Source organism: Alteromonas sp. W12, assembly GCF_001924945.1.
Lineage (GTDB): Bacteria > Pseudomonadota > Gammaproteobacteria > Enterobacterales > Alteromonadaceae > Alteromonas > Alteromonas macleodii.
The window spans coordinates 371861-393383 of sequence record NZ_LQXH01000008.1; the positions used below are offsets into that span (position 1 = coordinate 371861).

At 46.1% G+C, this 21523-nt stretch carries 18 protein-coding genes; 15 read left to right on the forward strand and 3 right to left on the reverse strand.

Annotated elements, in window-relative coordinates; all coding sequences use genetic code 11:
• The first annotated feature begins 3 nt into the window (after nt 1–3).
• The 9 genes from AWH61_RS12960 (at nt 4) to AWH61_RS13000 (ending at nt 10481) form a co-directional block, all read left to right on the forward strand.
• Nucleotides 4–753, forward strand: coding sequence for a GntR family transcriptional regulator (locus AWH61_RS12960; protein ID WP_075177270.1), 750 nt, complete (start codon nt 4–6; stop codon nt 751–753).
• A 354-nt stretch (nt 754–1107) separates the two neighbouring features.
• The gene (locus AWH61_RS12965; protein WP_014977675.1) at nt 1108–2061 is read left to right on the forward strand and encodes an aldo/keto reductase; all 954 of its coding nucleotides are present in this window, start codon (nt 1108–1110) and stop codon (nt 2059–2061) included.
• 9 nt (nt 2062–2070) lie between these two features.
• Nucleotides 2071–3078: a TauD/TfdA family dioxygenase gene (locus tag AWH61_RS12970; RefSeq protein WP_083605937.1), complete on the forward strand. Its 1008-nt coding sequence runs from the start codon at nt 2071–2073 to the stop codon at nt 3076–3078.
• A gap of 6 nt (nt 3079–3084) precedes the next feature.
• Complete coding sequence (locus AWH61_RS12975) at nt 3085–4089, forward strand: YeiH family protein (RefSeq protein ID WP_075177271.1); 1005 nt, start codon at nt 3085–3087, stop codon at nt 4087–4089.
• A gap of 19 nt (nt 4090–4108) precedes the next feature.
• Entirely contained in the window at nt 4109–5467 is a 1359-nt protein-coding gene (locus AWH61_RS12980; protein ID WP_502686372.1) for a sulfite oxidase, read from the forward strand.
• A gap of 44 nt (nt 5468–5511) precedes the next feature.
• Nucleotides 5512–5913, forward strand: coding sequence for a hypothetical protein (locus AWH61_RS12985; protein WP_075177272.1), 402 nt, complete (start codon nt 5512–5514; stop codon nt 5911–5913).
• 152 nt (nt 5914–6065) lie between these two features.
• A complete protein-coding gene (locus tag AWH61_RS12990) occupies nt 6066–7148 on the forward strand; it encodes a methyl-accepting chemotaxis protein (protein WP_014951126.1) in 1083 nt (360 codons plus the stop codon).
• Nucleotides 7149–7235: 87 nt separating this feature from the next.
• Nucleotides 7236–8741: a sensor histidine kinase gene (locus AWH61_RS12995; RefSeq protein ID WP_061486743.1), complete on the forward strand. Its 1506-nt coding sequence runs from the start codon at nt 7236–7238 to the stop codon at nt 8739–8741.
• 156 nt (nt 8742–8897) lie between these two features.
• Entirely contained in the window at nt 8898–10481 is a 1584-nt protein-coding gene (locus AWH61_RS13000) for a methyl-accepting chemotaxis protein (protein WP_075177273.1), read from the forward strand.
• A gap of 117 nt (nt 10482–10598) precedes the next feature.
• Here AWH61_RS13000 and AWH61_RS13005 read toward each other — a convergent pair whose 3' ends face one another.
• From AWH61_RS13005 to AWH61_RS13015, 3 genes are all read right to left on the reverse strand, one after another.
• Nucleotides 10599–11942 carry an ABC transporter permease gene (locus tag AWH61_RS13005; RefSeq protein WP_075177274.1) on the reverse strand — a complete coding sequence of 448 codons (1344 nt, stop codon included), beginning with the start codon at nt 11940–11942 and terminating at the stop codon, nt 10599–10601.
• Nucleotides 11942–12745 (reverse strand): ABC transporter ATP-binding protein, encoded by an 804-nt coding sequence (locus AWH61_RS13010; RefSeq protein ID WP_075177275.1) that lies wholly within the window; start codon nt 12743–12745, stop codon nt 11942–11944. Before AWH61_RS13010 ends, AWH61_RS13005 begins: the two co-directional genes overlap by 1 nt.
• Nucleotides 12746–12967: 222 nt before the next feature.
• Nucleotides 12968–13255, reverse strand: a complete 288-nt coding sequence (locus tag AWH61_RS13015) for a YebG family protein (protein ID WP_014951121.1) — start codon at nt 13253–13255, stop codon at nt 12968–12970.
• Nucleotides 13256–13501: 246 nt separating this feature from the next.
• Between AWH61_RS13015 and rpsF the strand changes: the two genes are divergently transcribed.
• The 6 genes from rpsF (at nt 13502) to AWH61_RS13045 (ending at nt 21510) form a co-directional block, all read left to right on the forward strand.
• Complete coding sequence (rpsF, locus tag AWH61_RS13020; RefSeq protein WP_014951120.1) at nt 13502–13903, forward strand: 30S ribosomal protein S6; 402 nt, start codon at nt 13502–13504, stop codon at nt 13901–13903.
• Between the two features lie 11 nt (nt 13904–13914).
• Nucleotides 13915–14142 (forward strand): 30S ribosomal protein S18, encoded by a 228-nt coding sequence (gene rpsR / locus AWH61_RS13025; protein ID WP_012519954.1) that lies wholly within the window; start codon nt 13915–13917, stop codon nt 14140–14142.
• Nucleotides 14143–14168: 26 nt separating this feature from the next.
• Nucleotides 14169–14621, forward strand: a complete 453-nt coding sequence (gene rplI / locus AWH61_RS13030) for a 50S ribosomal protein L9 (protein ID WP_012519953.1) — start codon at nt 14169–14171, stop codon at nt 14619–14621.
• A gap of 459 nt (nt 14622–15080) precedes the next feature.
• Complete coding sequence (locus AWH61_RS13035) at nt 15081–18266, forward strand: efflux RND transporter permease subunit (protein ID WP_039233631.1); 3186 nt, start codon at nt 15081–15083, stop codon at nt 18264–18266.
• 13 nt (nt 18267–18279) lie between these two features.
• Complete coding sequence (locus AWH61_RS13040; protein WP_075177276.1) at nt 18280–19368, forward strand: efflux RND transporter periplasmic adaptor subunit; 1089 nt, start codon at nt 18280–18282, stop codon at nt 19366–19368.
• 96 nt (nt 19369–19464) lie between these two features.
• Nucleotides 19465–21510 (forward strand): TonB-dependent receptor, encoded by a 2046-nt coding sequence (locus AWH61_RS13045; RefSeq protein ID WP_075177277.1) that lies wholly within the window; start codon nt 19465–19467, stop codon nt 21508–21510.
• Nucleotides 21511–21523 lie beyond the last annotated feature (13 nt).

A 21523-nucleotide genomic window follows, 5' to 3' on the forward strand; every position in this document is an offset into this window, starting at 1 on the left:
TTCATGTCTTCATCTCAATTCGATCACAAACTCAGCGGTCCAAGTCTTGCCTTTCAGCCGCTGTATCAACAAGTCGCTGAATACATTAAGCAGCTTATTGTCGAGCGCCGTTGGCAACCAGGCGAGATGCTACCTAGTGAGTTTAAGCTTGCTGACGAATTCAATGTTAGCCAAGGAACCGTTCGCAAAGCGCTAACATTGCTGACAGATACCAAAATTGTAACCCGTCGTCAGGGGGTCGGTACATTTGTTTCTGAGCATACGGCACAAGATGCGCTGTTTCGTTTCTTTCCGTTACAAGCTGACGGAAAAGGTGCTGACCTACCCAAAGCTGAACTGTTAAGTAAAGAGCTGGTCGAGCCAATTGAAAGTGTCCAAACTGCACTATCAATTACCGCTAAAGACAAAGTAGTGAAGCTTAAGCGTAGGCGAATTCTCGATAACGAATTTTGTATGCTTGAAACTATTTATTTACCGTCTAAGCGATTTCCTGAAATCGAGAAGCGAGAAGATATTCCGCATACTCTGTATCATTTTTATCAAACGGACTATAACCAAACTGTATTTAAGACCCGTGACAGCATTAAAGCGGTTTTGGCCTCAAAAAGTGATGCAAAAAGCTTAGGTATCGAAAAAGGAATGCCGTTACTTATGGTTACGCGCGTCACTGAGTCTATTGACGGTAAACTCATTGAATATCGTGAAAGCAAATGTAGAACTGACCACTACCATTACCAAGTTGAACTTGATTAATCCTTTGCTATCAACGCCAAACTGTTCAACCACAACGTTTTAAACGTCCGTTCCTATCAAATTGTTTCTTACCGACTCTCGAACACCTAGCATAACAAGGTAACGCTTTACCTTGTTATGCCACCGCTAGACATTTCTTTTTATTGCACTCCAAACTTTTCATTAAGTTTGTTAACACTTTGTTGACATCGGTATATCTGTGTAATAACTTATGTCTTATACAAGACTAAAGTTTGAAGCTAAAGTTATACAAGAGCATACTGCAAAAGTAAACCGCGGCTTTTTATCTTTGCAGTACGTTTAAGAGAAAGTCCGTACTAGCTTAAAGCAACGAATTCTAAGGTGAATGAAACAATGAATAAGATACCAGAGGTAGGTTTTGGTTTTTGGAAGGTCGATACTGCCATATGTGCGGAAACCACGTACCAAGCGATTAAGGCTGGATATCGACACTTAGATTGTGCCGCTGATTACGGCAATGAAAAGGAAGTGGGTGAAGGCATTAAGCGAGCGATTGATGAAGGCTTGTGCACCAGAGAAGAGCTTTGGGTTACTTCTAAACTATGGAATACCTTTCACGCCCCTGAGCACGTGGGTCTTGCTTTAGAAAAAACCTTGTCAGACTTACAGTTAGATTATGTAGACTTATACCTGATCCATTTCCCGATAGCGCAGAAATTTGTGCCTATCGAGACCCGTTATCCACCAGAATGGTTTTACGAACCTGATGCTGCCGAGCCTAAAATGGAACTCGCGCCTGTACCTTTGCATAAGACATGGGAGGCAATGGAGTCGCTTGCCGATAGCGGAAAAGCAAAACAAATTGGTGTGTGTAATTACAACACCGGTTTGCTTAACGACCTGATGAGCTATGCGCGTATTAAGCCAGCCATGCTGCAAATTGAATCTCACCCGTACCTTACGCAAGAGCGACTAATTCGTTTGGCAAAAGACTATGGACTGGAGGTGACGGCCTTCTCTCCGCTAGGTGCCTTATCTTATCTAGAGCTTGAAATGGCTGATCAGACGGAATCAGTGCTTGAGCAAAGCGTAGTAAAAGCCGCGGCAGAAGCCCATGGTAAAACGCCCGCGCAGGTTGTCTTGCGTTGGGGAATTCAGCGCGGTAACGCCATCATTCCAAAAACGTCAAAAGTTGAGCGTATGAAAGAAAACCTCGCACTTTTTGACTTCTCACTCAGCGACAGTGAAATGCAGGCAATATCTGCATTGAACGTAAATCGCAGATTTAACGATCCAGGGCACTTCTGCGAAGCTGCCTTTAACCGTTTCCACCCTATTTACGACTAGGAGTTAGCTATGAAAAACGTCAATGACAGCTCTGCGGTAGCCTACGCAAGTGTACCTACTCAGCACAATTATAACGGCGGTGTGTTCCCTGAAATAGTCGTGAACAACGAGGGTTGTACAACGGTAGAAGAGACCGTTGCATTTGTAAAAGCAAATCAATCAGAGCTTGAAGCAAAACTTGCAAAGTCGGGAGCACTACTTTTCCGAGGGTTTCCAATTGATTCCGCAGAGACCTTTGACGTTTTCTCAGCAGGCTTCGGCTATCCTAACTTTACCTATCAGGAGTCGTTGTCTAATGCCGTGCGTATTAACTTTACTGAGCGCGTATTCACAGCAAATGAAGCGCCGAAAGACGTAGAAATTTTTCTACATCATGAAATGGCGCAGACGCCTATTTCACCTAGCAAGCTGTTTTTCTTTTGTAAGACTGCAGCGGATGAGGGGGGAGCAACGCCTTTGTGTCGCTCCGACAAAATGTTTGAAGCATTGAAGGAAGAAAATCCTGCGCTTGCTAAAGACTTTAAAGAGAAAGGCCTTAAATATACGACTACTATGCCAGCAGCCAATGATGCCAACTCTGGCCAAGGAAGAAGCTGGAAAAGCACGCTAAGCGTTGAGTCATTAGAAGAGGCAGAAGCTAAATTAAAAGAGTTAGGATACACCTGGCAATGGTTGGAGGATGGTAGTCTAAGAGCCATTACGCCTGTCTTACCTGCGGTTATCGAACTTAGTGATGGCTCAGAAGTGTTCTATAACCAGCTAATAGCTGCGTATATGGGATGGAAAGGCGTAAGGGAAAACCCGTCGTCGGCAATTACTTTTGGCGATGGAAGTGCAATTCCTAAAGCCGGTTTAGAGCGCGTTGCAGAACTGTCTGAAACTTACACCTTTGACTTAGAATGGCAAGATGGTGACGTGGCTATTGTTGACAATTACCGTGCAATGCATGGCCGCCGCCCTTATTCTGGCGAGCGAAAGCGCGTAGTGCTTGTTGCGCTTGTGGCCTCAGAGCGATAAAAGAAAATGAACGATATAGCAGTAAAATGTAAAAATATTTGGCCCGGGCTAGGAATTGCAACCATTACCGGTATGGCGGCGCTCTTTTTGAGTGAGCATTACAATGCCCCTGCTATGTTGTTCGCATTACTTTTGGGTATGGCCGTATCGTTTTTGTATCAGAACGATACGCCCTGTGCGTGTGGTATCGATTTCACGGCAAGTACTCTTCTTCGCGCTGGAGTTGTTCTGCTTGGTCTACGCATTGCGCTAGGTGACTTAGCGGTACTTGGGTGGCAGACCGCTCTTATGCTGGCCGCTGCCATACTCACAACAATTATTGTCGGAGTGGGTCTCGCCAAATTACTCGGGTTACAAAAGCGTTTTGGTGCATTAACGGGAGGCTCAGTAGCCATTTGTGGTGCGTCTGCGGCTCTCGCCATTTCCACCATTCTTCCCAAGGGAGAAAACCACGAAAGAGACACGTTGCTGACGGTTATTGGCGTAACCGCTATGTCGACCATCGCCATGGTGCTCTACCCAATTGTGGCGGCGCAGTTGGGCATGAATGATACGGAAGCTGGCATTTTCTTAGGCGGCACTATTCACGATGTGGCGCAAGTTGTGGGGGCAGGTTACTCGGTGTCTGACAGTGCAGGCGACATGGCGACACTGACCAAGCTGGTACGAGTAGCCATGCTAATGCCAGTGGTACTCATTATGATGATTGCCATTAAACACTTTTACAAAGCCAAAAGTCAGGCTGACGGGGCGCAAGTGCCTAAAATGCCGATGTTTCTAGTTGGCTTTATTGTACTTATGTTACTCAACAGCTTTGTAAGCCTACCCGAAGTAGTTATTGAAACGGGGACCCAGATATCACGCTTCTTCTTAGTCGTTTCAATTACGGCAATCGGTATGAAGTCTAACCTTGGTAAGTTAGCCGAAGTGGGTATGCTGCCAATTGTGATGATTGTGGCAGAAACGCTGTGGATTGCACTGCTTATATTGGGCTATTTGTTCGCAATATAGTGGATTTTTTGCGCGATTTATCACAATTATTCTTAATGCACTCTTAATACACAAAGCACTCAATGACGAGGTGGTAGCAGTGAAAAAACATGGCCTTCACGAACTGTACGCTAAGGACCCTGTAAAGGCCGACGAACAGGTTTTTCAGCGAACTAGCAACGCGCTGACTCGGCGTGGTTTTATCAAAGGTCTGAAGTCTCTGTCTTTGCTACTTGGTGCTGAAGTCGTTTACGGTCAGTTCATGCCAGCAGGACTTATTCCCGCTGCATTTGCTCAGTCGAACACGCCTTTTTCTATCGAGGGAAAAGACGGGCTAACAATACTTAACGACCGGCCAATTAACGCTGAAACGCCAGCGCACTTACTTGATGATGCGGTTACGCCTGCCTCTCGATTTTTCGTAAGGAATAATGGTATTCCCCCGCAAAAGCCAGACGCGAGTACGTGGACGCTTACTATTGAAGGGGAGTCGGCCGAGCAGTCAAAAACCTTCACGTTGGAAGAGCTCAAAACCCAATTCAAACATTACACCTACCAACTAACGCTGGAATGCGGCGGTAATGGACGTGCCGAGTTCTCGCCAGCAGCGACGGGGAACCAATGGACTACCGGAGCTGTGGGATGCCCTAAATGGACAGGTGTAAGGCTTAAAGATGTACTCACGTCAGTGGGCGTAAAAGATAGCGCTGTTTACATTGGCTATTATGGTGATGACCAGCATTTAAGCCGTACACCGGGCAAAGCGGCTATTTCTCGCGGGGTGCCGATTAACAAAGCGATGGAAGATGAGTCGTTGATTGCATGGGCAATGAATGATGAACCTCTGCCTTTAATGAATGGCTATCCGCTCCGATTGGTTTTTGGTGGTTGGCCGGCGTCTACGTCTGGTAAGTGGCTTAAGAAGATAGTGGTCAGAGACCGCGTGCATGACGGTGCAAAAATGCTGGGCAAAGCGTACCGACTCCCTTGTAAACCCGTTGCTCCGGGGGCGAAAGTAGCCGATGAAGATATGTGTATCATTGAAGCTATGCCTATTAAGTCACTCATTACTTTTCCACAATCGGGCACTGATCATCCTTTGGCCAAGAAACTAAGCGTGCGCGGTCATGCATGGAGTGGTGAGGGTAAAGTGGCTGAAGTGTACACATCTATTGATTTCGGACAAACCTGGCAAATAGCAGAGCTCACGCTACCCGTAAATAGACATGCATGGCAGCAATTCACTACAAAAATAGCCTTTCCTCAACAAGGTTATTTCGAAATATGGGCCAAAGCCGTAGATGAAAATGGAAAAGCACAACCTATGGTATTGCCGGGCTGGAATCCAAAAGGCTACTTAAACAATGCCTGCCATCGCATTGCTGTGCGGGTTGTGTAAAACACATGGTACCGAGTAACGTGTTTGAGATATGGAGCGCTCGCATGCGCCGTCTATTCGTTTTTGTTTCTATTATGGCAGGGTTAGTTAGCGCACCACTGGTTGCGGCCATCAATGAAAGTAGCGATAAAAATAGCGGCTCAAGTATGCATTCCGCTGACGCCACGACTGTGTCTGTTGACCCCCAGTCAGGTCTTACTGTAGCGCCCGGCTATAATCTAGTGGTTGCACACTGTAGCGCATGCCATTCGCCTTCCCTAATTACACAGAACGCAATGAGCAGAGAGAGATGGCTTGAAACTATTCGATGGATGCAAGACACGCAAAAGCTATGGCCATTAGGTGATGCGGAGCCCGCTATCCTAGACTATCTGACGTTGTGGTATGGTCCTAAAAAAGGCGCCCGTCGCCCGCCCCTAGAGCCGCATCTATTGCCACAAAAATAAAGCTCGTCTCAACCGAGCATTTTATTTCATCAGTTTTTCAAGATTCCGCCGATACTCATAGCATAACGCTACTTCAGACTAATAGTTAAATGGTCTGGATATCTGTTAATCTGAACAAAATAACTCTATAAAAAACATATCGGTAACCACACATGTTTGTATCTCGCAGTAAATACGAAGAAAAAGAAGCGCAAGTACGTAAACTAGAAGCAAGAGTGCAAGAAGCCTTAGACAAAATTGACGTTTTAGAGGCAGAAAATAGTGAACTCATTAATGCCATTGAGGCTGCAAACGGTCAGCATGCATCGTCGAACGATTCCGTTGTAATGAAGTGCATTGTTGATGCAATGCGTCAATTAGAAGGTATTCGTGAAACGGTGTTGGCTACTTATCAACGTATCGATGCTGAGAACCAGTCTGTTGCTAATATTAATGAGTTGTTTAGTGATTCTGCGACTACATTAAGCAAAATTGTTACCGACATGAGCGGGCTTAATGTCCAAATGGGCAGCATGAGCGAACGTATATCGGGGCTATCAACAACAGCAGATAACATTAATAAATTTGTTACTACTATTACGAGTATTTCTGACCAAACTAACTTACTTGCGCTAAACGCTGCTATCGAAGCTGCGCGAGCAGGCGATGCAGGCCGCGGGTTTAGTGTTGTTGCTGATGAAGTACGTGCATTGGCGACAGAAACCAACAAATCAGCAACAGAAGTATCTGAGCTGGTGAACGGTATAATTCAGTCTACTTCCAAAGCGGTTTCAGGTGTCAATGAGCTGCGCGGAAACAACGAGCAGCTAGAAACCGGCATTAATCAGCTAAATGGCAGCTACGAAGTTATGGTGCAACACTGTGACAGTATGAAGTCCACCATTAGTGAAGGCGCAATTGCTACGTTCATTCAAACAGTAAAATTGGATCATGTAGTGTGGAAGGCCGAGGTTTACGCAGTGCTGTGCGGCTACAGCAATAAATCTGTGGCGGACTTTGGCGATCATAAGAACTGCCGCCTTGGGCAGTGGTATAGTGACAATGCTAACAAAGCAATTGGCCAAACAACGGCATTTAGAGAGATTGAAGCGCCGCATGCAAAAGTGCATAGTAGCGGTATCGCTGCCGTTCTAGCTAAACAAAATGGCAACAATGCTGAGGCAGATGCTAAGCTTATGGAAATGGAACAAGCCAGTGAGAGAGTACTAACACTACTTGATAGGCTAGTTAATTAGCGCCCGTAGAGCCTTGCGGTTCAACTGGCCCTATTGAAAAGCGTGGCGCCCGAATTCATAGCGGCGCCCTAAACGGAGGGCTTTTTGGTGAGTGAAACATCGTATTCCACCGAACAAGAGCGCATTCTAGCGCTGGAAGCCCGCGTTAACTCTTTAGAACGACAGCTTAAACGTCAAAAAATAGCGCGTAAAAACGCAGAGTCTTTTCTTGAAACCTACTCACAAGATGCTTACTTAGCGAATCAAGCGCTAAGAAAAGCCTTAAAAGATTCAAAACAGCGGGAAAGGGAGTTGTTGTACCTTAACCGTGCCGCATCACAGCTTTCAAATGCTCAGCCGGGTAAGAGTTTTATATTTTCTGCGCTGGAATCGGCGGTTGAATTTAGCGGTGCCCATTGTGGAAAAGCATTTATTGTAGAAGGTGAAGCGCTAACGGTGGGGGATGATAGCCAGGTGCTATCTCACGAAAATGGATGGTATAGCTCTCCCGAGCTCGCCAAACTTCTCAAAGACGAAACCCCTCTGACACTGCGCGAGAGCTATTCCCACTGGTGCGTTAATGCAGTGCAGCGACCAGATACAAAAGAAGAAGCAAGGCTACTTCACTTTATGCATGAAATGGCAGACGGCGAATTCGCTTGGCTCGTGTTGCTTACCAAAGACGATCACTTAGAAGAAGAAACGCTACACGTTCTTGATACCACCAAACATTATCTAAACATTACGTCTCGTTACCAGAACAAAAAAACTGAGCTCACCAGTCGGCAAATAGAATTGAGTTCGGTTAAAAAAGACAGAGACTTTCTAGAAGAAAGGCTGGTTAGTGCAGACAAGATGGCGATGTTGGGACAACTTGCTGCGGGTATAGCACACGAAATCAATAACCCTATCGGTTATGTTCGAAGCAATACGGTGGTTGCAAAAGAAATTTTTAGCGATTATCAACACGCGTTAGAAGAAATAGGCAAGCTTTGTCGCACTGCTGGTGGAGAGGTAGAGTCGCAGTTCGAGGCGCTGGAAAAACGCTTTTCACTACAAGAAAGTGCGAGCGAAATTACAGAGATGTTCAATGAATCTCACGAGGGCATTGAGCGTATTATTGAAATTGTAAAAGCGCTGCGAAGTTTTTCGTATCCTGGTTCAGGAAAGCATACACAAATTAGTGCCATTGACGCCATGAACACGGTGATCAAGCTCACGAATAACCTGCACAGGTACAAAAACAAACTTAATGTAGAAGTACCCGATAAGGATGTCTATTTCCTTGGTAATGCAGGACAGATTCAGCAGGTGTTGGTTAACTTTGTGACCAATGCTATTTATGCAACCCCAGAAGGGAAGTCCATAACACTAAAAGTGCAGCAAGATGACAAAAGCGCCATGCTTATCGTAGAAGACGAGGGTATTGGTATGTCGAAAGAAACACTGGATAGAATATTCACGCCCTTTTTTACAACTAAACCACCCGGCGAGGGAACAGGGTTGGGAATGTCTATTTCCATGACTATTGTTGAAGAGCACAACGGAAAGATAAATATCACTAGCGAAGAAGGAAAGGGTACGCGCGTTACCGTTTTGTTACCTCTAGCCTAAAGTATAAATTGCTTTCCTAAATAGCTGATAGAATATAGAATTTCTCTAATTTTTTCTTCCTGCTAGACAGAATTTGTTTATGTTCTAGTCTTAGGAGGTAAGCAACATTTCCTACGATTAACGGATGATTGCTTTGCTACATGGAGAAAGCACCCAATGAGAAATAATCAGCCAGTTACCCAAAAAGAGTACAAGTTTCCCGCACATCATCGTCTTATTTCATCTACCGATAAACGCGGTGTAATCCAGCATTGTAACAGCGCATTTGTAGAAGCAAGTGGCTTCAGTCGCGAAGAGCTCATTGGCAAAAATCACAACATTATCCGTCATCCAGATATGCCTGCTCCTGTGTTCAAAGAAATGTGGCGTACTTTGGAATCAGGGCAAAGCTGGATTGGGTTAGTTAAAAACAGAAGAAAAAATGGCGATCACTATTGGGTTTCGGCGTTTGTGACTCCCGTTTATGAAGGTAAATCAGTAGTAGGCTACGAATCTGTTCGAGTGCCGGCGTTAAATGACGAAATAGCACGCGCATCTAGTGTTTACGCCAGAATGCAGGAAGGAAAATCTGCGGTATCACCGATGTCGCGACTGGGGCAAGGGCTAATGCACATGGCGCCAGCAATATTGTTAAGCGCCCTACTTGTTTTAGTACTCGTGTTTACCCATGGTTGGGCAGCGGCAGGCATTGCGCTGCTTGGAGCTGTAGTTTTAATGATTGCTCAAGAAACCAAGACAAGAAAAGACTGGGGCGCGCTGCTTTCTCTTAGCCCAGAAAGCTACGCTAATGAAACGGTGGCACAAACCTACTTCCCAGACCCCCCTCACATAAGCCAAGCCAAACTTGCACTGGGGTGTGAACTTGCCAGAAATCGCACGGCATTAACCCGAATTAAAGATGCGTCAGCGGGGCTCGAATCAATTGCTAGCACCACGCATCAACAAGCAGAAAGCACCAGTGCCGCGGTTGTTCAGCAAAATCAAGCTACACAGCAAATTGCGTCTGCGGTAACGCAAATGAGTCAAGCGATTCAAGAAGTTGCCGAACGAGTAGAAAGTAACGCAAAGAGCGCAAGGACAGCGGCATCTAATGTAGAGACAGGCAACCAAAAAGCAGAGCAAGCCATGCAGGCGATTGTCGCCTTACGCGAGGCGGTTGAGTCTATCTCTACCACAGTGACAGAGTTGGCTCAGTCAACCAGCGATATTGGCGAAGCGGCCAATATCATCTCGACCATCGCTGAGCAAACTAACCTGTTAGCGCTTAATGCTGCGATTGAAGCTGCAAGGGCTGGCGAACAAGGAAGAGGTTTTGCGGTTGTTGCCGATGAGGTTCGTACTTTAGCTTCGAAAACTCGCGAATCGACCGATAAAATCCACAACATCATTAATGAATTGGCTGAGCGATCTGATCGAGCTGTAAGGGTATCGACGGAAGGGCTAGCTTCAGCTGAGCACGGCAGCGCTATAGTAGAAGAAACCCGAGGTGCATTGTTTGAAATTAACAATGCAGTAAAAGGTATCGCTGATGCCACGGTAGAGATGTCTTCAGCGGTAGAAGAACAAAGCACGGTGGCAGAGCATATTAACCAGCAGTTAGTAGAAGTCGCTGACGGCGCGTCTGAAACCCAGCGTTCATCTGAAGCATCGCTTGTAGCAAGTCACGATTTGCGCGCAACGGTTAATCAGGTTCACGAGCTAATATTGCGTTTTAGTACCGATAAGCGAGTGGGAGAGTAATACTCCCTCCAGCTCGCTTAAGCTCACTCCATTAAAAGATCTATTGCCTATTGGCGCACAGATGTGGGGCTAAATAGAAGCCTATAAAACCCGAAACAACGCTGTAGGCATGGGTATTTATGAGTTCGCGTTTAGTCCCGCGTGTAGGCCGCGTCTGTAGGCCGCCACAGCGGGGAATAGTGAAACCAAGTATGTGCACCCCAGTATCAGTAAAATGATAATGACACTGCTTTGTCCAAACAGCGGGCTGCTCAAAAACAATCCATAGGTACTGCTTAACCAAGGTTTTAGTGCGCTCATAAGCCCAGCTACCAAGCCTAAACTCAGTGCGGCACTCACAATCGTAAGCAGCATCGCTTCAATCTGTATGAGTAGCAGTAAGGTAAACGGTCCTGCGCCTATAGTTCGTAAAACGGCGATTTCTTGATAACGCTCTCTCATCGTTGCCAGCAGCATAGTCGCAAGCCCAATTAGCGCGCAGATGACGATAAGACCGGAAAGGCCAAGCAATAGCGATTCAACATTTCCCATAATTTGCCAAAGTTCTGCGAGTGCCATGCCCGGTAGAATAGCCATTAGCGGCTCTTTTTTACTTTGATTAATTTGATACTGAAGCTGCAGTGCAGTTACCCGATGTTTAAGCCCCAGCATCACCACGGATACTGACTCAGGCGTAAACGCTTCGCTATTGTAAACTGCATGTTCTTTTGTATGCTCGTCATGCTCATGCTCATGCTCATGCTCATGCTCATGCTCATGCTCATGCTCATGCTCGTTCGCCTTGTCAGCAGATTTACGGCCTAACATTGAGGTGGGGGAATGTTTAGGTCCTGTGTGGGCTTCTTCAAGTCCCTGTAGGGTAACGTATACGGCTTTATCTACGGGCGTACCGGTTTTCTTAACTATGCCTGAGATAGTGAAAGGGTGATCATCATGGTTGTTGAACGATACGCTACCCAGACCATGGGAAATAATAATCTTATCCCCTACCTTGTACCCCAATGATTTGGCGATATCTGCGCCAACAACGGTAGACAGTGGCTGCGTAAATGCCGAGCCTGCTGCCATTTCAAGTGATTGCATATCACCGTATTTAAAGTGGTCGAAAAAGCTGTTGGTCGTACCTACTACTCTAAAACCTCTGTGGGTATCACCCAAAGATAGTGGGATAAGCCACGATACCTGCTTGTTAGATTGAAGCGCCGCAATACTTTTATATTCAATACCTTTGGTGGGAGTGCCTATATTAAACACTGATGACAGGAGTAAATTAAGCTGTCCACTTGGTGCGCCAACAATAAGATCAACACCAGAAACGGTGCGCGTAAAACTGGTTTTAACTTGGGTGCGAATAATGTCCACGCACAAAAGTAAACTAATGCTGATGGTAATGCTTAAAAGTGTGAGGATTGCCGTTGTTTTCCTGCGCTTTAAGCTTTCAATAGCAATGGTACTTAGCATTACGCACGCTCCTGTGCTTTTGGGGCCTCATCGCCTCGCGTTTTTATGTGGTTTGTACTTGGGCTTAATTCACTCATGCTGCAGTGGCGGTCGAAATAACTCTCCATGGCTTTATCGTGACTAACAAAAATCATGGTGCTTTCACCTGCAACGTCTTTTAGCAGCGACATAAAACTATCTCTGGCATCGGTATCTAGGGCAGAGGTAGGTTCATCGACAATTAATAATTGTGGGTCGTTAATCAGTGCTCTGGCAATGGCAACGCGCTGCTGCTGACCAATACTCAATGCGTCAGCTTTCGCATGCAGCACGTGAGAAGGCAGCTGTAGCTTGTCCAGTAAATGACGAAGCTTTGCGTCTGATGCTGTCTTGCTGACGTTTGTACTTGCAAAATACACCGCCGCATTAATGTTCTGTGCCACAGAAAGGTAGGGAATAAGATTAAATTGTTGAAAAACAACGCCGATATTGCGTGCTCTAAACTTGTCCCGCTGTCGGTTCGATAATGCGGAGAAAGGCTGCGCTAATAAGGCAATGTCGCCCTGAGTTGGAGTTAATGTTCCGCACAGCAAATTGAGCAATGTGCTCTTTCCGCTACCCGAAGGCCCTGAGAGAAAAACGTGCTCACCTTGCGAAACTTGCCACGCTTTAATGTCAATGATGGGGGGGCTTTCTTTGGTGTACGAAAACTGTAAATTGCTAACTTCAATCGCTGTGTTACGCTCTTTATTCACTGCGTTGTGCTCTTCAGACACTGCGTTGCGCTGGGAGTGAGTGCTATTGTTTTTATTGATGGTATTCACGCTAAGCCCGACCTGTATTTACGTCTTATGTTCACATTAGCAAAAGCGACACGTCTGTTCACCCAGTTAAAAACCAGAGAAAACACATTGCCGCGTTGAGGTAATGTTATCAAATAACATTTTTGCGTATAGCTATGCTATCAGATCTCATCAGCCTAAAGCGGCAATTGCTCTTATTAATTGCTCATCATAACGACGCAAAAGAGAGGCGCGCCTAAATTATCAGCCGTTAGCTTGTAGCTTTACTACTTCTGCGCTTTCATCTTCTAATACGCTTTCTGCGGTAGCGCCTTTGAAAATCTTACTGATTTTATCTTTGTTTTTAGACAGCATGATGGTGAGCTCTTCCACTACGCTATCGTCTAGCTTGATGCCCTTCGCATGAATGTAGTCAGCAAGGTTATCTGCTGCATCGAGCATTTTGTCATACTGATCGGCTTCTTTTTTGTCGGTAGTTACCAATTTTTCTACCCCTTTGTGCGTAACAACATACTGTGTGGTAATGGCCATGGTAGGTCCCCTGTTTATTAAAGACACAAAAACTGTACAGCATTTTACTGTATAAATAAACAGTATTTTGATTAAATGTCTGAGCGTAGTGTTTGGGAAAAGGGCAGATGATTGTTCTAAAGGTGATTAATGCTTGTGCAATTAGTAACTGCTGCGTATAATGCGCGCCCTTACAGCCATCCCAATTCGTTCCTTGTCTCCATACAGTCGGCTGTACTGTCGAGGCTACAACCGTAAGGAGCTATAATGCGTCATTACGAAATCGTATTTATGGTTCACCCTGATCAGAGTGAACAAGTACCTGGTATGATCGAGCGTTATACCACAATCCTAAAGCAAGACGGTGGTCAGATTCATCGTTTAGAAGATTGGGGCCGTCGTCAACTGGCTTACCCAATTGAAAAGCTGCACAAAGCCCACTACGTACTAATCAATGCTGAAGCGTCTGCAGAAGCTGTTGATGAATTGGAAAATGCTTTCCGTTTCAACGACGTGATCCTACGTAACATGGTTATGCGCACTAAGACTGCTGTGACTGAGCCTTCTCCAATGATGAAAGAAGAGCCTCGTCGTGAGCGTCGTGACGATTCTGCTCCTCGCCAAGATCGCGCGGAAAAGAAAACTGAAACCACTGAAGACAACGCTTAAGGAGATCACCCATGGCTCGTTTTTTCAGACGTCGTAAGTTCTGCCGTTTCACTGCAGAAGGTGTGACTGAGATTGATTACAAAGATATCGCTACTCTTAAGAACTACATCACTGAGAGCGGTAAAATTGTCCCTAGCCGTATTACTGGTACAAGCGCAAAATATCAGCGTCAGCTGTCTTCTGCGATCAAGCGCGCACGTTTCCTTGCGTTGCTTCCGTACACTGATTCACACAAGTAATTTGGCGAATATAAGGGTTAGCTAAGATGAATATCATCCTACTAGATAAAATCGCCAACCTTGGCGGCCTGGGCGACCAAGTGACTGTTAAGTCTGGTTACGCTCGTAACTTCCTTTTCCCACAGGGTAAAGCGGTTCCTGCAACTAAAGACAACGTTGAAAAGTTCGAAGCACGTCGTGCTGAACTTGAAGCGAAAATTGCTGAGCAACTAGCTGCTGCTAACGCACGCGCTGAAAAAGTTGCTGAGCTTGCTGAAGTTACAATCGCAGCTCCTGCTGGTGACGAAGGTAAACTATTTGGCTCTGTTGGTACTCGTGACATCGCTGATGCAATCACTGCAGCTGGCGTTGAAGTACAAAAAGCAGAAGTTAAACTACCTACTGGTACTCTTCGTGAAACTGGTGAGTATGACATCGACTTACAACTTCACTCTGACGTTATCACTTCAATCAAAGTGATCATCATTGCTGAAGCGTAATCGCTGACGTATTTGAAAAAAGCCGCTCCTAGAGCGGCTTTTTTTTGCTCTAAATTTTTGTTCGATACTTAAAGATCAATACCAATCCGCATAGATGATTGCCCACCCAGAAGGTGCTGGCAAGTTTCCTAGCAAAGCGTGGGAATGCAGGAATGGCCGTTGCTTTTTAAATTCCAAGAGTGAAGCTTGCCAGACCTTCCCGAAGGGCGGGTTTAAAATATCCCTACCCTCACTCCACGTCGCGACGCCTAATTAACGATGGGTGTAAGCAAATATGTCCAGTGCCGACAAATGGCGTATTTTTGAGGTCCACTCATCTGCGATAAATAACGTTTTTTAAACGGTATTTAAACAAAATGTTAATAATCGCTGAAATTCTTAGTGTCATGGCTTTAAACTTTTTCTGTCATTCCTGCGACCTATAGTAAACCAAACAATAAAAAGCATAAGTGCCATATTATGGACATCACTAAGCAAGCAATAAAAAACGCGACTGGGGTAGGTATAGGAATAACACTGCTGGTATTTTTAGGGCTATATAGCCTGTTTAATTTACCGGTACAGCTGTTTCCTGACATTGAAAGACCGAATATTAACATCCAGACCTCGTGGCGCGCTGCGTCGCCCCAAGAAATTGAGTCGGAGATCATTGAACCTCAAGAGGAAGTGCTGCAAGGGATCCCTGGTCTTGAGTCGATGAATGCATGGGCAAACCAAGGTAATGCGTGGATTAATCTAGAGTTTGGTTTAGATACGGACATGCAGAAAACGCTAATTGAAGTGATTAGCCGCATGAATCGCGTACCGCCACTACCTCGCGATGCCTTGTCCCCTAATATTATGCTTGCTGGAAGTGGGGGAGACGCCCCCGCTTTGACCTACTTTTTTCTTCAGCGCCTTCCGGGCAATCCAAACGAAATTAATACCTATGTAACCTTTTTTACCGATGTCATTAAACCTCAGCTTGAATCTATCCCGGGCGTTGCAAGGGCGCGTATGGAAAGCGGGGTTGGCGGCGTTGAGGAGTTTCAAATTGTTTTCGACCCGTTTAAAGCGGCGCAGTTAGGCATTGACCTAACGGCAGTTGCCAACGAGTTGGGGCGTGCGAATGATATTTCAGGTGGCTTTGTCGATGTGGGCAGAAGACGCTACACCCTGCGTTTTGAAGGTCGCTACGAGCCTACTCAAATGGGGGAAATGATCCTTGAATGGCGAGACGGCAGCCCTATCACGCTAAATGACATTGCCGAAATTAAAATCACCCGCGCTGACGGTGCAAACTACAGTGTGCAAAACGGCAATCCGGCTATATCTATTCGCGTAGACAGACAAAACAACGCCAATGTTTTAGCTACCTTAGAAGCCGTAAAAGCAAAAGTTGCACAAATAAACGAACAGGACTTGGCCCCTGAACAGTTAGTAATGGCGCAAAGCTTCGATGCCTCAGTGTTTATCTATAGAGCGGTGCAGCTAGTTACCAGCAATTTATTTATAGGCGTGCTGCTTGCCATTGCCGTGCTTTGGCTCTTTATGCGCCAGCTGCGGGCAACGCTCATTGTGGCATTGGCCATTCCTATCTCACTACTTAGCACTTTTGTGGTGCTTCAACTTACCGGTCGCTCGCTCAATATCATTTCACTGGCAGGACTCGCCTTCGCGGTAGGTATGGTGCTAGATGCCGCTATTGTCGTGCTGGAAAACATTGTAAGAACGCGCAAGAGCGCCGAAGCCGAAATCGAAAACAAAGACCCAAATTCACAAACGCACATGGAGGATTGTGCCCATCGGGGAACGAAAGAAGTGTTTGGTGCTCTCATGGCGTCAACAGCCACCACCGTTGCTATTTTTATTCCCGTCATGTTTTTGGAAGATGTTGAAGGGCAATTGTTTGCTGACCTCGCTCTTACCATTGCCATTGCAGTGTGTATGTCGCTAGTGGTTGCGGTAACGGTATTGCCCGTCGTTGCCGCTAAATACCTTAATGGCAACATGCCAGCTGATAGCTTACAGCGGGTATGGGCTAAGATAACCCGCGCTATTATGTCGCTATCAAGTACGCCGCTTCGCCGCCTTGTATTAGTCATAACACTCATGGGCGTGCCTATTACAGGTAGTGTTTTGCTTATGCCTTCCATGGATTATTTGCCGCCCGTAAAACGCGATGCCGTTGACGCCTTCTTAAGTTTGCCTGCGGGTGCCAGTGAAAACTTTATTAGTGAAGAAGTGATGCCAATTATCGTTGAGCGACTGCAGCCCTATATGGACGGAGAAAAGCAGCCAGCGCTGAAAAACTACTACATTATTACGTGGCCAAATGGCGGAAATTTGGGTGTGCGCGCTAAAGATCAGTCTAAGGTCAAAGAGTTAGAAGCCATTGTTCGCGATGAAATTTTAAAGGATTTGCCGGATACACAAACCTTTTCACAACAAGGCAATTTGTTTGGTGGCTTTGGAAACGGTCGCTCAATCGACATACATCTTCAAGGTACCGACCAAGCCATGCTCGGCATCGCTGCGCAAGCAGGTTTAGACAAATTGAGAGAAGTTTTCCCTAACGCGAATGCGCGTTCTAATCCTCCATTAGAGCAAGCTGAACCAGAGCTTCGCTTTTACCCTAATGACAGCCGAATGATGGAAGTCGGGTTAAATCGCGGCAGTATGGGGAACCTGGTACGTGCCATGGGTGATGGTATGTATGTGGGGGAGTACTTCGATGGCACCAAACGCATGAATATTATCTTCCGCTCAGCCCCCTGGTTTACACCCGAAGACTTAAATAGCACGCCAGTCATGACGCCATCAGGCGAGGTGGTGCAATTAGGCGAACTGGTAGGTATTGAAAGAGCCGTAGGGCCAAGTCGTATTCAGCGCATTGATGGTCGAAGAACCCTTACGCTAAACGTAAATCCGCCAGAGGGTATGAGTTTAGAAGAAGCCATGAAAGTGATTACCTCTGAGGTTGAACCTGCCATTATGGCCATGATGCCTACCGATGGCGCTATTAATTATGGTGGTAGCGCGGATAGCTTAAAAGGCGCTATTGCCTCGATGGCTGATAACTTTCTTTTTGCCATGGTGTTGCTACTGCTGTTAATGGCGGGGTTGTTTAAATCGTTAAAAGACAGCGTGCTGGTAGTACTTTCTATTCCGCTAGCCACAGTGGGCGGGGTGATTGCTATTCGTATCATGAACATCTTTACCTTCCAGCCCATGGACCTGTTAACCATGATTGGCTTCATTATTTTGCTAGGGCTTGTGGTGAACAATGCCATTTTACTCGTGCATCAGACTCGTATAGGAGAGCAAGAAGGGCTGACCCGTGATGACGCGGTAGAACAAGCCATCAAACTACGTTTACGGCCTATCTTTATGAGTACGCTGACTTCAATCTTTGGCATGCTGCCCCTGCTGTTGCTACCAGGTGCAGGCAGCGTTATTTACCGAGGCCTTGCGGCTGTTATTGTGGGAGGAATGACGGTGAGTACCATATTCACCTTGCTATTACTGCCTACCTTGCTGCGTATGACGGCTTCAAAGTCACCTGTAAATATACTCAAACCCCTGGCCGAGCGCATAGAGAGCACTGGCGCTTCGCCGACTACCTCATCCACCGTAAAACAAAATAAATACAACGATCATGTGTAAGGAAAAGACAACCATGAAAGCAATGACTTCTACTCTCGCCCTTAGTGTGTTTGCCTTATTTGCAAGCAGTGTATCGTTGAGCGCACACGCACAGGATAGCAATCAACCACCGCCGGTGCTGGTTCAAATAGATGAAGCCAGAGAGCAAGCGATTTCACAACTAACCTGGGTTCCTGGAACGGTACTAAGCGTTATCGATGCAAACCTTGCTTCTGAGGTAGACGGTCGCATCACTTGGATGGCAGATGTAGGTGATGTGGTGAAAGCTGGGGAGCCTTTAGTTAAAGTCGACGATACTCGCTTAAGCATTACCCGCAATCAAAATGCCTCAAATATTGCCAGATGGCAGTCGCAGGTTGAACTGTTTACCAAACGACTCGGGAGGTACAAAAACCTTCAGGCCAGTCAAAACACGTCCAGAGGCGAGTTAGAGGAAGTGGAAGCAGACTTAGAGAATGCTAAGCAGGAGTTAGCGCAAGCCAAATTGGATTTAGAATTCACCGAATATCAGATAGCACAAAGCAGTATTCGTGCTCCCTTTACGGCTTTGGTGGTTGAAAGGCAGCAGTCGCCGGGCGAATACACTGGGGTAGGGCAAACCCTGCTTCGCGTGGTAAACCCTGATAGCGTTGAAGTTCAAGTGCGCGCACCGCTCAACGTATTACCCTATATTGCTAACGGCATGAGCGTTAGCGTTCACAATAACGTGAACCAAGTAGAAGAATCTATTCGTGCCATTGTACCGGTAGGCAACAGTACATCGCGCATGATGGAGCTACGAATTGCCATCAACCCCGGTGACTTTCCTATAGGCAGTGCAGTGCGCGTGGCGCTGCCTAGCAGCGATACTCATGATGGTGTCACCATACCCCGCGATGCACTGGTACTAAGAAAGTCGGGCACCTATATCTATCAGCTCAATGAAAATAATGAAGCGGAGCAAGTTAAGGTGACAACCGGGGTGGGGATGGGCGATAGAATTGAAGTGTTTGGCGATGTGAACCCGAAGCGCTCGGTTGTGGTGAGAGGAGCTGAACGTCTGCGTGCAGGCCAGAAAGTACGTTACAACAATGAGCGTGAGTCTTTGACAGCGAAGAACTGAGAGAATTGTAACAAATGTAAAAGTGCTATCCATTTAGACTAAAGTTAATGAGAATGTTTCTTATTTGTAATTGTTGATTATCAAATGGAGACATCCTTGAAAAAGTTAGTTTTAGCCAGTGCAGTATGCACGCTATCCAGTCCGGTAGTATTTGCGCAATCCCTAGAAAACCAGAATGAAGAAACCAAGTCTATAGAGCGAGTTGCTGTGGTAGGCGCAGCAACCAACTTGAGCATTACTGCCGAGGATATTGAGCAGTTTCAGGCAAACGATTTAGCTGACGTTTTTAGAGAGTCTCCGTCGGTCAGCGTTGGCGGTTCAGTAGGTGTAGCACAGAAAATCTTTATCCGTGGACTAGAAGATGCCTACCTGAATGTAACCGTAGATGGCGCGCAACAAACCTCAACCCTATTTCACCACATTGGCCGCGTAACGCTAGATCCCGATCTTTTGAAGCAAATCGATGTGCAGGCTGGTGCAGGTGAAGCAACCAGTGGCCCAGGTGCCATTGGTGGTTCAATCCGCTTTAAAACCAAAGATGCGCAAGATTTATTGAGAGGCGACGAACAATTTGGTGGTCGAGTAAAAGCGAGTTATTTCTCAAACGAAGGCACCCGATATAGCGGCAGCCTTTATGGAAAGCTAAGTGATTCATGGGGCTTGCTAGGTTATTACAGTACGGTTGACAGAGATAACTTTGAAGACGGCGACGGCAACGAAGTGCTGGGTACTGCCGCAGATCAAGATCTCATGTTCCTTAAAGCCAGTGGTTACATTGCGGATAATCAATACCTTTCAATAAGTGCAGAGCAGCGCGATGAAGAGGGTGAGTTTTCGGCAAGACCTAACTGGGTAGTACTAGAAGGTGCTCCACTTTATCCTAGTGAAGCAGAGCGTGATACCTACGTAGCGAACTACCGCTTTGACCACAGCGCATTGGTTTTCTTAGAGGCCACTGCATACCAAACTTCATCATCGTTCCGCGGCGGCCGTTTCGATTTCTTGTCTGATATCGATACCTATGGTTTTGATATTAGAAACACCACCGACATTTCAAACCACGTATTCACCTACGGTATCGACTATCGTAAAGATGAGGTAGAAAGTGGCCCTGGCGTAGGTCCTGTGCAGAACGCAGAAGAAGGCAGCGTAATGGGTATTTACGCGCAAGCTCATAGCAATATCACACCAGAGTTGCTGTTGAGCTACGGTGTTCGTTATGACGACTTTGATTTTCAGCAACAAATCTTGATCGATGACTATTACGGCACACCCGTTACCGATGAGCCATCTGGACTAGAAGACAATGAACTTAGCTTTAACGTCGGTCTTGAGTATCAGCTTACCGAAGCTTGGACCCTTGGTCTTGGTTACGCAGAAGCGGCGCGCGGTAAGCAAATTGGTGATGGTTTCACGCTTGACGAATACTTATATGATGGTGAGGACGTTCCCGTTGTTGCCAGTGACGTGGTGCCTGAAACTGTCACTAATATTGAAGCGTCAATCGAATACAGCGCGAATAACCTTAATGCGCGCCTTAGCGCCTATGAATCTACTATTGATGATGTGCTATTTAGCGGTTATCAAGGCAACTCGGTATTTAATAATATCGGCGACCTAGAATCATCTGGCGTAGAGTTTAACCTTGCGTATCGCTGGGACTCTGTTGACGTGTACTTTGGGTTTTCAAGCGTAGATGTTGAATTGATGCCTCGTGAAGATCTGTACAGCGTACCCTATAACAGCATCGATATTAACGGATACGAGTTTGTTGGCTTAGGTAATAGTCGCGGTGATACGTGGGTACTTGGTGCAGATTACACCGTTACTGCAGACATTAGCGTTGGCTTTAACATCACTATGGTTGACGACATCAACATAGATACACTACATCAGGCCTTGGAAAACGGTTGGACCGACTCGCTTTATTCACTTAACAAAGCAGACTATACCCTAGTGGATATTTATGGCGAGTGGGAAGTCACAAACGACCTTCGCTTAAATCTGGCGGTAACGAACTTGTTTGATGAAGCGTATATCGACCATTCAAGTGTGGGTGACTACAGCGAAGTATTCCCAAGCGTTATTGGTCCGCAAGAAGCTGGACGAGATATTCGTTTGTCTGTGACTTACGATTTCTAAGCAACGCCTTTAG

What these genes read in the sequence shown, in the direction of transcription:
- AWH61_RS12985 (WP_075177272.1), top strand. Translation starts at nt 5,512, where the DNA reads ATGCGCCGTCTATTCGTTTTTGTTTCTATTATGGCAGGGTTAGTTAGC.
- AWH61_RS12990 (WP_014951126.1), top strand. Translation starts at nt 6,066, where the DNA reads ATGTTTGTATCTCGCAGTAAATACGAAGAAAAAGAAGCGCAAGTACGT.
- AWH61_RS12960 (WP_075177270.1), top strand. Translation starts at nt 4, where the DNA reads ATGTCTTCATCTCAATTCGATCACAAACTCAGCGGTCCAAGTCTTGCC.
- AWH61_RS13000 (WP_075177273.1), top strand. Translation starts at nt 8,898, where the DNA reads ATGAGAAATAATCAGCCAGTTACCCAAAAAGAGTACAAGTTTCCCGCA.
- AWH61_RS12970 (WP_083605937.1), top strand. Translation starts at nt 2,071, where the DNA reads ATGAAAAACGTCAATGACAGCTCTGCGGTAGCCTACGCAAGTGTACCT.
- AWH61_RS12965 (WP_014977675.1), top strand. Translation starts at nt 1,108, where the DNA reads ATGAATAAGATACCAGAGGTAGGTTTTGGTTTTTGGAAGGTCGATACT.
- AWH61_RS13005 (WP_075177274.1), bottom strand. Translation starts at nt 11,942, where the DNA reads ATGCTAAGTACCATTGCTATTGAAAGCTTAAAGCGCAGGAAAACAACG.
- rpsF (WP_014951120.1), top strand. Translation starts at nt 13,502, where the DNA reads ATGCGTCATTACGAAATCGTATTTATGGTTCACCCTGATCAGAGTGAA.
- AWH61_RS13035 (WP_039233631.1), top strand. Translation starts at nt 15,081, where the DNA reads ATGGACATCACTAAGCAAGCAATAAAAAACGCGACTGGGGTAGGTATA.
- AWH61_RS12975 (WP_075177271.1), top strand. Translation starts at nt 3,085, where the DNA reads ATGAACGATATAGCAGTAAAATGTAAAAATATTTGGCCCGGGCTAGGA.
- AWH61_RS13040 (WP_075177276.1), top strand. Translation starts at nt 18,280, where the DNA reads ATGAAAGCAATGACTTCTACTCTCGCCCTTAGTGTGTTTGCCTTATTT.
- rpsR (WP_012519954.1), top strand. Translation starts at nt 13,915, where the DNA reads ATGGCTCGTTTTTTCAGACGTCGTAAGTTCTGCCGTTTCACTGCAGAA.
- AWH61_RS13015 (WP_014951121.1), bottom strand. Translation starts at nt 13,255, where the DNA reads ATGGCCATTACCACACAGTATGTTGTTACGCACAAAGGGGTAGAAAAA.
- rplI (WP_012519953.1), top strand. Translation starts at nt 14,169, where the DNA reads ATGAATATCATCCTACTAGATAAAATCGCCAACCTTGGCGGCCTGGGC.